Source organism: Streptomyces sp. NBC_00846 (assembly GCF_045207325.1).
In the GTDB taxonomy this organism is placed as follows: Bacteria; Actinomycetota; Actinomycetes; order Streptomycetales; family Streptomycetaceae; genus Streptomyces.
The window spans coordinates 5,471,000-5,485,304 of the sequence record NZ_CP108846.1 but is presented as its reverse complement, the minus strand read 5'-3'; the positions used below and the strand labels follow the sequence as shown (position 1 = coordinate 5,485,304).

The 14,305-nt window shown below is 71.1% G+C and carries 10 protein-coding genes; 3 read left to right on the top strand and 7 right to left on the bottom strand.

From position 1 onward, the window contains the following. The first annotated feature begins 56 nt into the window (after positions 1 to 56). The 3 genes from OG936_RS25285 to OG936_RS25275 all read left to right on the top strand — a co-directional run bounded on the left by OG936_RS25285 (position 57) and on the right by OG936_RS25275 (position 2,748). Positions 57 to 1,013 carry an aldo/keto reductase gene (locus OG936_RS25285; protein WP_406500606.1) on the top strand — a complete coding sequence of 319 codons (957 nt, stop codon included), beginning with the start codon at positions 57 to 59 and terminating at the stop codon, positions 1,011 to 1,013. A 219-nt stretch (positions 1,014 to 1,232) separates the two neighbouring features. Then, a complete protein-coding gene (locus OG936_RS25280; protein WP_406500605.1) occupies positions 1,233 to 2,396 on the top strand; it encodes a PQQ-dependent sugar dehydrogenase in 1,164 nt (387 codons plus the stop codon). A gap of 22 nt (positions 2,397 to 2,418) precedes the next feature. Then, positions 2,419 to 2,748: a DUF6191 domain-containing protein gene (locus OG936_RS25275; protein ID WP_406497670.1), complete on the top strand. Its 330-nt coding sequence runs from the start codon at positions 2,419 to 2,421 to the stop codon at positions 2,746 to 2,748. Positions 2,749 to 2,806: 58 nt separating this feature from the next. Here the strand turns inward: OG936_RS25275 and OG936_RS25270 are convergent, their stop codons facing one another. From OG936_RS25270 to gatB, 7 genes are all read right to left on the bottom strand, one after another. Beyond that, entirely contained in the window at positions 2,807 to 5,980 is a 3,174-nt protein-coding gene (locus OG936_RS25270) for an AAA family ATPase (RefSeq protein ID WP_406500604.1), read from the bottom strand. Positions 5,981 to 6,047: 67 nt separating this feature from the next. Next, positions 6,048 to 6,248 (bottom strand): hypothetical protein, encoded by a 201-nt coding sequence (locus OG936_RS25265; protein WP_406497668.1) that lies wholly within the window; start codon positions 6,246 to 6,248, stop codon positions 6,048 to 6,050. 214 nt (positions 6,249 to 6,462) lie between these two features. Next, entirely contained in the window at positions 6,463 to 7,203 is a 741-nt protein-coding gene (locus OG936_RS25260; protein WP_406497666.1) for a hypothetical protein, read from the bottom strand. Positions 7,204 to 7,300: 97 nt separating this feature from the next. Next, the gene (locus OG936_RS25255; protein ID WP_406500603.1) at positions 7,301 to 7,855 is read right to left on the bottom strand and encodes a GNAT family N-acetyltransferase; all 555 of its coding nucleotides are present in this window, start codon (positions 7,853 to 7,855) and stop codon (positions 7,301 to 7,303) included. Further along, on the bottom strand, positions 7,855 to 10,101 hold the full coding sequence (locus OG936_RS25250; protein ID WP_406497665.1) for an MMPL family transporter: 2,247 nt from the start codon (positions 10,099 to 10,101) through the stop codon (positions 7,855 to 7,857). The genes OG936_RS25255 and OG936_RS25250 overlap by 1 nt, the downstream gene beginning before the upstream one ends. Before the next feature lie 203 nt (positions 10,102 to 10,304). After that, a complete protein-coding gene (locus tag OG936_RS25245) occupies positions 10,305 to 12,431 on the bottom strand; it encodes a phosphocholine-specific phospholipase C (RefSeq protein ID WP_406497663.1) in 2,127 nt (708 codons plus the stop codon). A 358-nt stretch (positions 12,432 to 12,789) separates the two neighbouring features. Further along, positions 12,790 to 14,298 carry an Asp-tRNA(Asn)/Glu-tRNA(Gln) amidotransferase subunit GatB gene (gatB, locus tag OG936_RS25240; protein ID WP_406497661.1) on the bottom strand — a complete coding sequence of 503 codons (1,509 nt, stop codon included), beginning with the start codon at positions 14,296 to 14,298 and terminating at the stop codon, positions 12,790 to 12,792. Between the last annotated feature and the right edge of the window lie 7 nt (positions 14,299 to 14,305).

The following is a 14,305-nucleotide window of genomic DNA, read 5'->3' as shown; positions in this document are numbered from 1 at the left end:
GGGCGGAAGGGTTGGGGGAGTTGGAGCGCAGGAGTCTCGGTGCGGCGGCGCTCGCCGTGGGGGCCGTCGGTCTCGGCTGCATGCCGATGAGCTGGGCGTACAGCGCGTCGCAGCAGCGCGGTGACCGTGCGTTGCGTGCGGTGCACGCCGCGCTCGACGCGGGCGTCCAACTGCTCGACACGGCCGACATGTACGGCCCCTTCACCAATGAGCTGCTGGTGGGCCGGGCACTGAAGGGCCGCAGGTCCGATGCCTTCGTCTCCACCAAGTGCGGGCTGCTGGTGGGCGATCAGCACATCGTGGCCAATGGCCGCCCCGGCTATGTGCGGCGGGCCTGTGACGCCTCGCTGCGCCGGCTGCAGACCGATGTGATCGATCTGTACCAGCTGCACCGGGCCGATCCCGAAGTACCGGTCGAGGAGACCTGGGGCGCGATGGCGGAGTTGGTGACCGCGGGAAAGGTGCGGGCGCTCGGGCTCTGTGCGGTCGGGGCGCGGGCCTCGCGCAGACCGGGGGCCCGAAAGTATGACGAAACGATCCGTCAGCTGGACCGGGTGCAGCAGGTCTTCCCGGTGAGCGCGGTGCAGGCCGAGCTCTCGGTCTGGTCACCGGAGGCGCTGGAGTCGCTGCTTCCGTGGTGCTCGGCGCGGGGTGTGGGGCTGCTGGCGGCGATGCCTCTGGGAAACGGCTATCTGACGGGCACGCTGACCCCGGGACAGGGCTTCGAGCCGGAGGATCTGCGGGCCAGGCATCCGCGGTTCACGGCCGAGATGATGGCGGCGAACCAGCCGGTGGTGGTCGGATTGCGGCGGATCGGCGAGCGGCACGGGGCGACCGCGGCGCAGGTGGCGCTGGCCTGGGTGCTGCGGCAGGGGCCGCATGTGGTGCCGGTGCCGGGGACCAAGCGGGAACGGTGGGCGGTGGAGAACGCGGGAGCGGCCGGGCTGACGCTGACCGCGCAGGATCTGCTGGAGATCGCCCGGCTGCCCGCCGCGCGGGGGTCGTGGGACTGACACCCACACGGTCGACTGTCCCGTCCCCGGGATCAGCGATCGGGGGAATCGGCGGGTACGGGAAACCCTGGGCGGCGCGGCGGTGTAAGAGACAGTGGTCAGGTGGCCGTCGAAGGGATCGATGCTGTGCGCGGTGTTGGGTTCGGATCTGTACGAGGCCCTGCGGGGCGTGGGGGGTTTCGGGGGCGGCGTCGGCGCGCGGGCGTGCGACGCGGGTCGGTGGCCGCGCTGGCCGCGGGCCTGCTGCTGACCGCGGGCTGTTCCTCCGGGGACGGTTCCGGCAGCGCGTCGGGCGCCGGCGACCCGCCGTCCCGGCCCGCCCCCGCCGTCTCGGGCCCGTCGGCCTCCCCGTCCCCGTCGGTCACCCCGCCGCCGGCGAAGGGCTCGGTGAAGGTGGTCTCCACGCTCACCGAGGGCCTCGACTCGCCGTGGGGACTGGCCGAGCTGCCCGGCGGCGATCTGCTGGTGTCCTCGCGCGACAAGGGAACGATCACCCGGATCGACGGGAAGAGCGGCAAGAAGACCCTGCTGGGCGCCGTGCCCGGGGTGTCGCCCGGTGGCGAGGGCGGACTCCTGGGCATCGCGGTCTCCCCCACGTACGGTTCGGACCATCTGGTGTACGCGTATTTCACGACGGCGTCCGACAACCGCATCGCGCGCATGCAGTACGACGAGCACGGCACGACGCCCGGCCGACTGCTGGGCGCTCCGGACACGATTCTGCGGGGCATCCCGAAGGGCTCGAACCACAACGGCGGGCGGATCGCGTTCGGCCCGGACCACATGCTGTACGCGGGCACCGGGGACACCGGGGACGACCGGCTCGCGCAGGACAAGAAGTCCCTGGGCGGCAAGATCCTGCGGATGACCCCGGACGGTCAGCCGCTGCACGGCAATCCGGCGGCCGACTCCGTGGTGTATTCGTACGGGCACCGCAATGTGCAGGGACTGGCCTGGGACGACCGGAAGCAGCTGTGGGCGTCCGAATTCGGGCAGGACACCTGGGACGAGCTGAACCGGATCGTGCCAGGTGGGAATTACGGCTGGCCGGTGGTCGAGGGCAAGGCCGGGAAGAAGGGTTTCATCGACCCCGTGGCACAGTGGAAGCCGTCCGAGGCGTCCCCGAGCGGCATCGCCTTCGCCGAGGGTTCGATCTGGATGGCGGCCCTGCGTGGTGAGCGGCTCTGGCGGATTCCGCTGTCCGGCAGGGGCGACGGGGAACTGGCGGCGGCCCCGCAAGCGTTCCTGAAGGGGACGTACGGCCGTCTGCGCACCGTGCTCACCGCGGGCGGCAACAAGCTCTGGCTCGTCACGAGCAATACGGACACCCGTGGCACCCCGAAGCCGGGAGACGACAGGATCCTGGTGCTGGCGGTGCGGTAGCGGCTACAGCAGGTGAAAGGGCGTGCGTGCGGTGTTCAACTTCTTCGAGGAACTCTTCGCACCGAGCCGCAAGCATGCCGCCGAGGAGCAGAAGCGGCTGGAGCTGACCCGGGTGGACCTCGGCGTCGGCGACCCGGGGCGCGGGCCGATAGACCTGGCCTCCGGGAAGGTGATCGTCAGGTCGCCCGGTGACGCCGACGGTGCCGACAGCGACGACGGTGCCGAGGCCCATGCCGACGGTGCCGGTGCCGACGGCCGCGAAGGGGCTCCCGGGCCGGATGTTCCGGACGGTCCGCAGGCCGGACCGGACGCCGGACCCGAGGGGGCTCCGGAGAGCGGGCCGCGGGCCTGACCGGGCCCGGTGGCCTTGAATGGCTCCCGGGGCGGCCGGGGCCTGCGGCCCCGCCCCGTCAGGAGGTGTTCCGGGTGACGGTGGCGGTGGCGGGGTAGAGGCGGAGCCGGTGGGCCAGGGCGGCCGCCTCGCCACGGCTGGAGACGCCGAGCTTGGCGAGGATGTTGGAGACGTGCACGCTCGCGGTCTTGGGTGAGATGTAGAGCTGCTCGGCGATCCGGCGGTTGGTGTGACCGGCGGCGACCAGTCGGTGCACGTCCTGTTCGCGTCGCGTCAGCCCGAAGGACTCCACCGCCGCCGCGGCCGCCTCGCGCAGGTGGTCCTCGGTCTGCTCCCGGTCCGCCGCCTCGTCGGCGGTGGCCGCCTGGGCGGGGACGGTGACGGCGTCCGGTATCCCGTGAGCGGTGCCATGGGCCGGGGTCCGGTCCGGGGCGGCGAGGGTGATGCGGGCGCGGCCGGCCAGCAGCTCGATGGTCTCGGCCAACGGGCGCGCGCCGAGCTGCCCGGCGGTGCGGTGGGCGTCACGCAGCAGGGTGGTGGCCGCGGGCCGGTCGCCGGAGGCGATGAGGAGTGCCTCGGCCCAGCGGTGGCGGATCTGCGCCAGTTCGTACGGGCGGTGGAGCGGGGCGAAGGCGGTGGCGGCGCGGGACCAGTGGTCGGGGGTGTCGAGGCCTTCGGCCCGGGCCAGTTCGGCATCGACCAGGAGACCGTAGGCGGCCCAGAGCGGGACGAGCATCGGCAGCCGCTTCAGGTGGGTCCGGACAGCGGCGAGGATCGCCGGCCGGCCGGCGTCGGCGGCGGGCAGGCCCCGGGCGTCGGCCTCGGCAGCGGCGGCGGCATGGAGCAGCGGCAGGGCGTGCCGCTGGGTGCCGGGTGGGAAGCCCTGTTCCGACTGGGCCTCGAACGCGGCCCGCGCCTCGGCGAGTCTGCCCTGTTGCGCGGCGAGGGCCATGGCATGCCGTACGGAGGGGATGAGGTGCTGGGGCTGCGGGTCCCGGGTGCCGAAACAGCGTCGGGTCAGGGCGAGTTGGGTCTCGGCCTCGGCCAGGTCGCCTTGCGCGAGGGCCAGTTCGGTACGGCGTGAGGCGACGAGTCCTTGCGCCTTGCTGGACTGGGCGGCGCGGGCCGCCGCGTCGACCGTCGCCCGGCACTCGTCCCAGTGACCGAGGGAGAAGAGCGAGGCCGCCTGGTTGCAGCGGACCCATGCCTCCATGTCGGCGATGCCGTGGCTGCGGCTGATCTCGATGCCGTGGTCCGCGGCGGCCACCGCCTCCAGCGAACGGCCCATGGCTTCGAGGGTGGAGGGGAGGTTGATGCCGGCCCTGCTCATGATGCCGACCAGGTGCAGCTCATCGGCACGGTCGCGGACGGCGTACATCTCGGCGATGCCTTCGTCGACGCTCCCGGCGTCGGCAGTGAGCCAGCCGCGGGTGAGCCGGGCGTGCAGTTCGGTGTACTCGTCGTCGACGAGCCGGGCGTACTCCACGGCCCGGTCGACGGCGAGCAGCGTCTCGGCGCCGGGGCGGTGCAGGGCGCCCCATCCCGCCACGCTCATCAGAACGTCGGCGTGGACGACGGACGGGGGCAGTCCGCGGACGAGTTCCTGGGCGTTGGCCAGTTCCTGCCATCCGTCGCCCCGGGTGAGGTCCTGCATGAGCCGGGAGCGCTGGACCCAGAACCAGGCGGCGCGCAGTGGGTCGTCCTCGCCCTCCAGGACGCGCATGGCCTTCTTGGCGATGGCCAGGGCCCGTTCGCGGTCGCCGCCGAACCGGGCGGCGACGGTGGCCTCGGCCATGAGGTCGAGATAGCGCAGCGGGGTGGCGTCGGGGTCGCGTCTGCAGATGGGGTAGCTCTCGGCGTAGTCGATGGGGCGCAGGGTGTCGCGCACGCCTTCGGGGGCGTCGTCCCACAGCTCCATCGCCCTTTCCAGCAGGCGGAGTTGTTCGGAGAACGCGTAGCGGCGGCGGGCCTCGACCGAGGCCTTCAGTACGGCGGGCAGGGCCTTGGCGGCGTCGTGTGCGCCGTACCAGTAGCTGGCGAGCCGGGTGGCGCGTTCCCCGGCGCGGACGAGGGTGGGGTCGGCCTCCAGGGCTTCCGCGTAGCGCCGGTTGAGCCGGGAGCGCTCGCCGGAGAGCAGATCGTCGCTGACGGCCTCGCGGACCAGGGAGTGCCGAAAGCGGTAGCCGTTGCCCTCCGGGGCGGTGAGCAGCAGGTTGGCGCCGACGGCCGCCCGCAGTGCCTCGATGAGGTCGTCCTCGGTGAGCCGGGCGACCGCGGCCAGCAGCTCGTACTCGACGGCGGAACCGCCCTCGGCGACGATCCGGGCGATCTTCTGGGCGTTCTCCGGGAGCGCTTCGACACGGACGAGCAGGAGGTCGCGCAGCGAGTCGGAGAGCCGGGAGTGGTCGCCGCTCTCCAGGCTGCAGGCGAGTTCCTCGACGAAGAAGGCGTTGCCGTCGGACCGTTCGAAGATCTCGTCCACGAGGGCGGCCTCGGGGGTGGCGGCGAGGATGCCGGTGAGCTGGCGGCGGACCTCGGCGCGGTTGAAGCGGGCGAGTTCGATCCGGCGGACGGTACGGAGCCGGTCCAGCTCGGCGAGGAGGGGGCGCAGGGGGTGGCGGCGGTGGAGGTCGTCGGAACGGTAGGTGCCGATCACGACGAGGCGGCCGCTGCGCACGGTGCGGAAGAGGTAGGCGAGGAGATGGCGGGTGGAGGCGTCGGCCCAGTGCAGGTCCTCCAGGACGAGGACGACCGTGCGCTGTGCGGAGATGCGTTCCAGGAGTCTCGCGGTGAGTTCGAAGAGGCGGGCGGTGCTGTGCTCGTCGGTGGCGTCCCGGTGGGCCTCGCCGAGCTCGGGGAGCAGCCGGGCCAGCTCGCCCTCCTGCCCGGCGCAGGCGGCGGCCATCTCGTCGGGCAGGGTGCGGCGCAGGGCGCGCAGGGCGACGGAGAACGGGGCGTAGGGCAGCCCGTCGGCACCGATCTCGACGCAGCCGCCGACGGCGACGACGGCCTCGCGGCGCACCGCCGCCGTGAGGAACTCCTCGACCAGCCGGGTCTTCCCGACGCCCGCCTCGCCGCCGATGATCAGCGCCTGCGGCTCGCCGCCGGGGCCGTCGGCCCGGCCGGTGCCTTCGCCCGTGGCGCGGGTGAGCGCATCGACCAGCGAGGCGAATTCACCTGCGCGGCCGACGAATACGGGGCTGACGGACCTGGTCTCCACGTCGCCGAGCATCGCACACGGGTCCGACACCGCGGGCCCCGTAATCCGGTCGTCGGTATCGCTCAGTCGCGTCATGTGGCTACTGGGCGGCGTGGACGAACCGGTTCCGGTCCGTACTCGCCGGCCCCTCGGCCTCCTTGCTCCCGGAATCACGACGGGCGGCCCGCCCGGAATCACGGGCGGCCCGGCGGGCGCGAAGGATCTCCTGGACGAGCCGATCCCGGTCGGCCCGGCGGCGCAGTTCGGTCGCGTTCATCTTGTGGAGTTCGAGCGTGTACATGTGCTTCTCCCGGAGGACGACGGCCCGTTGGGGCCGGGGGGCGGCAGTGCTGCTGCCGTACCCCCACTGTCGTCTCCCAGGGGGTGCCGTCACATCGGGCGAGTTCCGCATCTTCGCGGCGTGAGGAGCCTTAGCCGGGCGCGGACACCGTCGCATACGGGTCGGTGCCGCACCGGCGGATGTCCTAGGTGTTCTGTCCGGGGGCGGTGCGTACTCACTGGGTGGCGACCGCGGTCGGCAGGGGCACGATGAGGTCGAAGTACATGGCTGCGGAGATCACCACGCCGAGGACGCCGAGCGCGATGCCGGCGGCCGCGACGGCCCGCACCCAGCCGGGCTGCGGATTCGGGGAGGGCGCGCCGAAGGCCGGGCGGACCAGGGCGAAGATGCCGACCAGCAGGGCGAGCAGCGCGAAGAGGCCGTTGACCAGTGCCGTGGCGTGCCAGGCGTCGCCGTAGATCTCGGAGATCTGCTGGGCCGCGGTACTACCGGACGAGGTATTGATCTGACCGATCAGGGTCTCGCGCTCGGCGGCGACCTTGCCGGTCCAGGACCCGGTGAGCGCGACGACGCCGAGAGCGGCGGCAGCCACGGCCGCGGCGGCCGAACCGAGACCGAACGGCTTCTTGCCGGAGTCCTCGAAGTCGAGGTCGTCGACGTCGTCGACGTCGGGGGTCTCGGGCTCGGAGGCCTCGGACCCGGAGGCCTCGGACCCGGAGGCCTCGGACCCGGAGGCCTCGGACCCGGAGGCCTCGGACCCGGAGGCCTCGGATTCGGAGGCCGTGAATCCGCCGTCCTTCACTTCGGTGTCCTTCAAGCCACCGTCCTTCAAGCCGCCGTCCCTCACTTCAGTGTCGTTGACGTCGGCGTCCGGGGCGGAGCCCGTTCCCTCGCTGTCAGCCGGAGCTGCGGGGTCGGTGGGGGTGGTGGGTTTTGTGGGGGTCCTGGGGTTCATGCTCCGCACGCTAGGCGGAGCAGATGAGAACCCTCTTAACGCCCGGTCCCGGCCCGTGCCCACAGCCGTTTCCGGCCCATCCCCCGCTCCGCCCTCATCAGGGCTTCCGCGCCCGCCACTCCGGGGCCAGCACGGACCAGATCTCCGAGTCGTGCCGCTCACCGCGGTACAGGTAGTTCTGGCGCAGCACCCCGTCGCGCGTCATGCCGAGCCTCTTGGCCACGGCGACGCTGCGGGTGTTCGCGGCGGAGGCGTCCCACTCCACGCGGTGCATGCCGCGCTCGTGGACCGCCCAGTCGATCAGCTTCTCCGCCGCCCGGGTGATCAGTCCGCGGCCCTGCGCCGCCGGTTCCAGCCAGCAGCCGACCTCGCAGTTCCCCGACTCCGCATCGAAGATCCGGAACAGGACGCCGCCGACGAGCGTGCCCTCCAGCCAGATGCCGTAGAGGCGTCCCGTGTCCGCCGCCTGCTTCTCCGCGTACCGCTGGAGCAGGGCGCGCGCCGACTCCAGGTCGGTGGCGAAGGAGGCGAACGGGATCCAGGGGTCGACGAGCTCGCGGGCCCGGTCCATGTGGGCGAGGAATTCCGCCGCCTGCCAGATCTCCAGCGGACGCAGTTCCGCGCCGTCGTCGCCCAGGGATATCGCGAACATCATGCTCCTTCTCGAACCACTTCCGCCGCGCGCAGTGTCTGCGCGCCTTCCACCGGCTCCACCGGTTGTGCTGCCTGCGGGATCTTCGCATGGGGCGCGTCGCATTCGGGAGCGTCGATGCTGATCCGTGGCAGCCGCCGGTCCAGCCAGCCCGGCAGCCACCAGTTCGCGCCGCCCAGCATGTGCATGAGGGCGGGCACCAGCAGCGTACGGAGGACGAACGCGTCGAGGGCCACGGCCGCGGCCAGCGCGATGCCGAACATCGCGATGACCCGGTCCCCGCTGAGGACGAACGCGAGGAAGACCGAAATCATGATCACGGCCGCGGAGTTGATCACACGGCTCGTCTCGGCGAGGCCGACCCGCACCGCCCGTCTGTTGTCCCCGGTCTCCAGCCACTCCTCGTACATCCGCCCCACCAGGAACACCTGGTAGTCCATGGAGAGCCCGAAGAGCACGGACACCATGATCACCGGCAGGAACGGTTCGATGGGCCCGGAGCTGCCCAGCCCCAGCAGTTCGCTCCCCCATCCCCACTGGAAGACCGCGACGACGACTCCGAACGACGAGGCAACGGCGGCCACGTTCATCACGGCGGCCTTCAGCGGAATGCCGATCGACCGGAACGCCAGCAGCAGGAGCAGGCAGCCGAGCGCTATGACGACGCCGATGAAGAGCGGGAGCTTGCCGATGATGACCTGGGCGAAGTCGTCGTAACCGGCCGTCACCCCGCCCACATGGGCCTGGAGCGAAGTGTTCGCCTCGGCCTTCGGGAGGACGTCCGTACGCAGATGCTCGACGAGCTTGCTGGTCTCCTGCGACTGCGGCGCCGACTTCGGTATGACGGTGACGAAGGCCGTACCGCCGTCGCTGCTGTACGTGACCGGGCCGGCCGAGGCCACGCCGTGGGTGGCCCGCAGGGTGGCCGGCAGGCCGTCCATCGCGAGCCGGTCGCCGGCGCCGTCTATCTGCGCGGCGATCGTCAACGGGCCGTTGACGCCGGGCCCGAATCCGTCGGCCAGCAGGTCGTACGCCTGCCGGGTGGTCGACGTGGAGGGATTGTTGCCCTGGTCGGAGGTGCCCAGATGCAGGGAGAACGTGGGCAGCGCGAGCACCAGCATCACCACGGTGGCGAATGCGCCGAGCAGCTTGGGGTGGCGTTCGACGAAGGCGGACCAGCGGGCGGCGAATCCGGTGGGCCGTTCGGGCTGCGGGCCGTGCTCGGCAAGTCTTCTGCGCTCGCGCCGGCTCAGCGCCCGCATGCCGATGAAGGACAGCAGGGCGGGCAGCAGGGTCACGGACGCGGCCACGGTCAGCACGACGGTGAGCGAGGCGGCGATCGCCACGCCGTTGAGGAATCCGAGCCGCAGGATCAGCATGCCGAGCAGCGCGATACAGACGGTGGCTCCGGCGAAGACGACGGACCGCCCGGTCGTCACGACGGCGTTCTGTGCCGCCTCGGTGACCGTCATGCCTCTGCGTAGTCCGCTGCGGTGCCGGGTGACGATGAACAGTGCGTAGTCGATGCCGACGCCGAGCCCTATCAGCATGCCCAGCATGGGGGCGAAGTCGGCGACGGTCATCGCGTGGCCGAGCAGCATGATGCCCGCGTAGGCCGTGCCGACGGAGACGAGGGCAGTGGCGATGGGCAGCATGCTGGCGGCGAGCGAGCCGAAAGCGAGGAAGAGGACGACCGCGGCGACGACAACCCCGATGGCTTCGCTGAAGTGGACGGACGGCGCTTCGGTGACGGCTATGGCCGAGCCGCCCAGTTCCACCTGGAGGTGGGGGCCGGCGGCCGCCTTCGCGGTGTCGACGACGGCCTGGACCTGCTGCACCGGGATGTCCTCGGTCAGCTGGTTGAAGGTGACCGTGGCGTAGGCGGTGTGGCCGTCCTCGCTGATCTGTCCGGCGCCGGGCTCCCCGTACGGCCCGGTGACGGCGCCGACACCGGGCAGCTCCTCGACCGCGTGCAGGGTGCTGGTCATCGTCTGACGGACGTCGGAGGCCCGCACGGTGGAGTCGCTGGTGTGCCAGACGATGGTGTCGGTGTCACCGCCCAGGTTCGTGAAACCGCTCTTGAGGAGGTCGGCGGCCCGGCCGGCCTCGGTGCCTGGCACGTCGTAGTTGTTGGAGTACGCGGAGCCCGCGAATCCCGCCGCGGTGGCCGTGCCCCCGAGGGCCAGCAGCCAGATGAGTACGGCGATGAGACGGTGCTTGATGCACCAGCGGGCAATTGCAGCCAACGAACGTGCTCCCTGCCGGTTCGTGGCTCTTTAGCGGGACAACACATGAATTACCCGTAAAGAGCGCATGACCTGAGAACTGCCACTCTGGCAGCCAATGGTGATCGTTTGCCCCTTTCGTGGCCATACTCACAAATGGTCCCGGCGGGAACCGAACGCCGTGCCCCACCACGACGTACGGCGCCCCGCCGCCCGGACCCGGATCAGCCGGAGACGCTCGCCCGGCCGTTCTCGATGTGCCCCATCAGCCGACGCCGGAAGACGTCGTCCCCGTCGACGGTGACGGCCAGGTCGTACCAGCCGTGCGCGTCGGCCGCCGAGTGCACGACCGTACGGCTCCGTCCCGGCTTGACCTTGACCGTCCGGGTCCAGTCCCGCAGATCCGCCTCGTCGACGTATCCGAGCGGCCGCACGGTGAAGGTGAGCGTCGTGCGTCCCGTGTTGCGGAGCGTGAGATGCAGATCCCGCTCACGCGCGTCGATCCGTGAGGCGACCTCGGCCCCGGCCGAGGCGCCGCCCTGCGCGGGTCCGGCGAACTCGCGCCGGAAGCCGTTGGGCCCCGTGACCGTGAACCGGTACGCCGTACCGGTAAGGGGCACCGTCCATCGCGCCGTGCCCCTTACATCCCGGTGCTGCGGCACGGGGAACTCGCCCGCGTACGGATACAGCGCGAAGTGCGCCGACGAACGCCCCGTATTGCTGAGGGCCACCTGTACCGCCCCGTCCACCAGCTTCGCCTGCGCGTCCGGCTGGTACGGCAGCGCGCGGGCCGGCCGGGCCCCGGGCTCCTGTACGGGCATGTGCTGCACGAGCGGCGGCTTCGGCGCCCAGCGTCCGCTGAAAGGCGGGATGCTGCCGGGCTGCTCCACGTCGGGCCGGCGCCGCGCGCGCGTGAAGTCGAAGGCCGAGGTCAGATCGCCGGTTACGGTGCGCCGCCAGTCGCTGATATTCGGCTCGGCCACGCCGGTCCAGCGCTCCAGGAAGCGGATCACGGAGGTGTGGTCGAAGACCTCGGAGCAGACGTAGCCGCCCACGGTCCACGGCGACACGACGAGCAGCGGCACCCGCATCCCGAGACCGGTGGGCTTGCCCTCCCACTGCTCCTCGGTCACCTCGGGCGGCGCGACGGGCGGCGGCACGTGGTCGAAGAAGCCGTCGTTCTCGTCGTAATTGATGAGGACGGCGGTGTGCCGCCACACGTCGGGGTGCTTGCCCAGCGCGTCCAGGACCTTGTAGACGATCGTCGCGCTGTGGATCGGCGAGGACACGCTCGGGTGCTCGGAGTCGACGGCCGAGGGCACCAGGTAGGAGACCTCGGGCAGTGTGCCCGCCGCCACGTCCTTGGCGAACTCATCGGCCAGCGTTCCGGTCTTTACCCGGCGCAGCGCGCGCTCGAAGAGACCGCGTTCGGTCTTGTCCAGGGTGGCGACACCCTCTTCGAGCAGGCCGAACAGCCGCTCCCGCTCGGTGGCGTCCGCGTCCCGCACCGCCGAGTAGAACGACTCCATGTACGTATGGCCGCCGGTCTTCGCCAGTGCCTTGCGGGCGATCGCCTTGAAGGTGGCGAAGAACTCGATCTGGTTGTCGGTGAAGTTCTCCCACTCGGTGTACGTACGCCAGCTGCGGCCGGCCTTCTCCAGCCGCTCCGCGTACGTGCCCCAGTCGTACCCCGGGTGCGTGCCCTCGTTGTACGCGTCGTTTCCGACAGCCCGCTTGCCGTTCGCCTCGTTGCCCGTCTTCCCGCTCCACAGGTGGTTGCGGTTGGGGCTGGTGGAGGTGTGGATGGAGGAGTGGTAGGCGTCGCAGACCGTGAAGGTGTCGGCCAGTTCGTAGTGCAGCGGGATGTCCCGGCGGTCGTAGTACGCCATGGTGGCGGCCGTCTTCGCGGTCACCCAGCCGTTCATCCACCCGCCGGCCCACGCCTTGCCGCCGCCGCTCCAGGAGTGGTCGAGCGCGCCGATGTACTGGAGGTCCTTCTTCTGCGTCTCGGCGGCGTCCCGCACCGGGAACGGCAGTACGGAGCTGCCGAGCAGGGCGGGCTGCTCGAAGACCGGCTTGCCGGAGGGCAGCTCGACGGCGTTGCGGTCACCGAAGCCGCGCACTCCCCGGAGTGTGCCGAAGTAGTGATCGAAGGAACGATTCTCCTGCATCAGGATCACCACGTGCTTGATGTCTTCGAGCCCGTCACCGCCGCCGGACCCCGCCGAGGGCGCCGGCTGCGCGGCGATCGCGGCCTGCAGCGACGGCGGCAGCAGCGACCCCGCCGCTACGGCACCGAGCGAACCGCCGCCGAGCGCGAAGAGCCTTCGCCGTGAAATGTCCGTGGTCAAGTGAGCCTCCCGAGTCCGGTCGTACAGCCGGGAAGCTATGCAAGCGAGGTGACCTCGGGAAGGATTTCGTACGGCTCCGTGGTGAACGTCCAACAGGTCGGCCGGGAAAGTCCAACCGCCGCCCCGTAGCGGGTCACACCCCGATCACCCGGAGCGATCCCCACAGCGCCACCGTCGACACGGCCGGCGTCGCCGGTACGGTCAGCAACCCGAGCAGGAGCACGACGGAGCCGATCTCGGCAGTGATGGTGTTCGGCGGACTTCGGCTCTACGGACAGGCGAGGGGGCGGTGCACCCCACGATGGGGTGCACCGCCCCCTCGGAGACGTGCGTCAACAGCCCGGTGTACGGGGCCGGGTCAGCCCTCGACGCCGAGCTTCTCCAGGATCAGCTCGCGGACCCGGGCCGCGTCCGCCTGGCCGCGGGTGGCCTTCATGACCGCGCCGACGAGCGCGCCCGCCGCCGCGATCTTGCCGCCGCGGATCTTGTCCGCGACGGCCGCGTTGGCGGCGATGGCCTCGTCCACGGCCGTGGACAGCGCGCCCTCGTCGGAGACGACCTTCAGGCCCCGCTTCTCGACGACGGTGTCCGGGTCGCCCTCGCCCGCGAGGACGCCCTCGATGACCTGGCGTGCCAGCTTGTCGTTGAGGTCGCCCGAGGCGACGAGCTCGGCCACCCTGGCGACCTGCGCCGGGGTGATCGGCAGCTCGTCGAGGGCGCGGCCGGTCTCGTTGGCGTTACGGGCCAGCTCGCCCATCCACCACTTGCGGGCCTGGTCCGAGGGGGCGCCCGCGTCGGTCGTGGCGACGATCAGATCGACCGCGCCCGCGTTGAGGATGGACTGCATGTCGTGCTCGGAGACACCCCACTCCTCCTTCAGCCGCTTGCGGCGCAGCCGCGGCAGCTCGGGAAGGCCGCCCCGGAGCTCCTCGACCCATTCGCGGGCCGGGGCGACCGGCACCAGGTCGGGCTCGGGGAAGTAGCGGTAGTCCTCGGCGTTGTCCTTGATACGGCCGGCCGTGGTCGAGCCGTCCTCCTCGTGGAAGTGCCGGGTCTCCTGCACGATCGTGCCGCCCGAGCTCAGCACCGCGGCGTGGCGCTGGATCTCGAAGCGGGCGGCGCGCTCGACGGAACGCAGCGAGTTCACGTTCTTCGTCTCGGAGCGCGTACCGAACGTCTCGGTGCCGTTGGGGCGCAGCGACAGGTTGACGTCGCAGCGCATCTGGCCCATCTCCATCCGGGCCTCCGAAACACCGAGCGCCTTGATGAGCTCGCGGAGTTCGGCGACGTACGCCTTGGCCACCTCGGGGGCGCGTGCGCCCGCTCCCTCGATCGGCTTGGTGACGATCTCGATGAGCGGGATACCGGCCCGGTTGTAGTCGAGCAGGGAGTGGGACGCGCCCTGGATACGGCCGGTGGCGCCGCCGACATGGGTCGACTTGCCGGTGTCCTCCTCCATGTGGGCGCGCTCGATCTGCACCCGGAAGATCTCCCCGTCCTCCAGCTGGACGTCCAGATAGCCGTTGTAGGCGATCGGCTCGTCGTACTGGGAGGTCTGGAAGTTCTTCGGCATGTCCGGATAGAAGTAGTTCTTCCGGGCGAAGCGGCACCACTCGGCGATCTCGCAGTTCAGCGCGAGACCGATCTTGATGGCGGACTCGACGCCGATCTCGTTGACGACCGGCAGCGCGCCGGGCAGGCCGAGACAGACCGGGCAGGTCTGGGAGTTGGCGTCCTGCTTGAGCTCGGTCGAGCAGCCGCAGAACATCTTGGTCTTGGTGCCGAGCTCGACATGGACCTCCAGGCCCATGACGGGGTCGTAGGACGCGAGCGCGTCCTCGTACGACACCAGGTCGGTGACAGTCACGGTGAAA

What these genes read in the sequence shown, in the direction of transcription:
- OG936_RS25255 (WP_406500603.1), bottom strand. Translation starts at nt 7,855, where the DNA reads ATGTTCGCGATATCCCTGGGCGACGACGGCGCGGAACTGCGTCCGCTG.
- OG936_RS25265 (WP_406497668.1), bottom strand. Translation starts at nt 6,248, where the DNA reads ATGTACACGCTCGAACTCCACAAGATGAACGCGACCGAACTGCGCCGC.
- OG936_RS25270 (WP_406500604.1), bottom strand. Translation starts at nt 5,980, where the DNA reads ATGCTCGGCGACGTGGAGACCAGGTCCGTCAGCCCCGTATTCGTCGGC.
- OG936_RS25260 (WP_406497666.1), bottom strand. Translation starts at nt 7,203, where the DNA reads ATGAACCCCAGGACCCCCACAAAACCCACCACCCCCACCGACCCCGCA.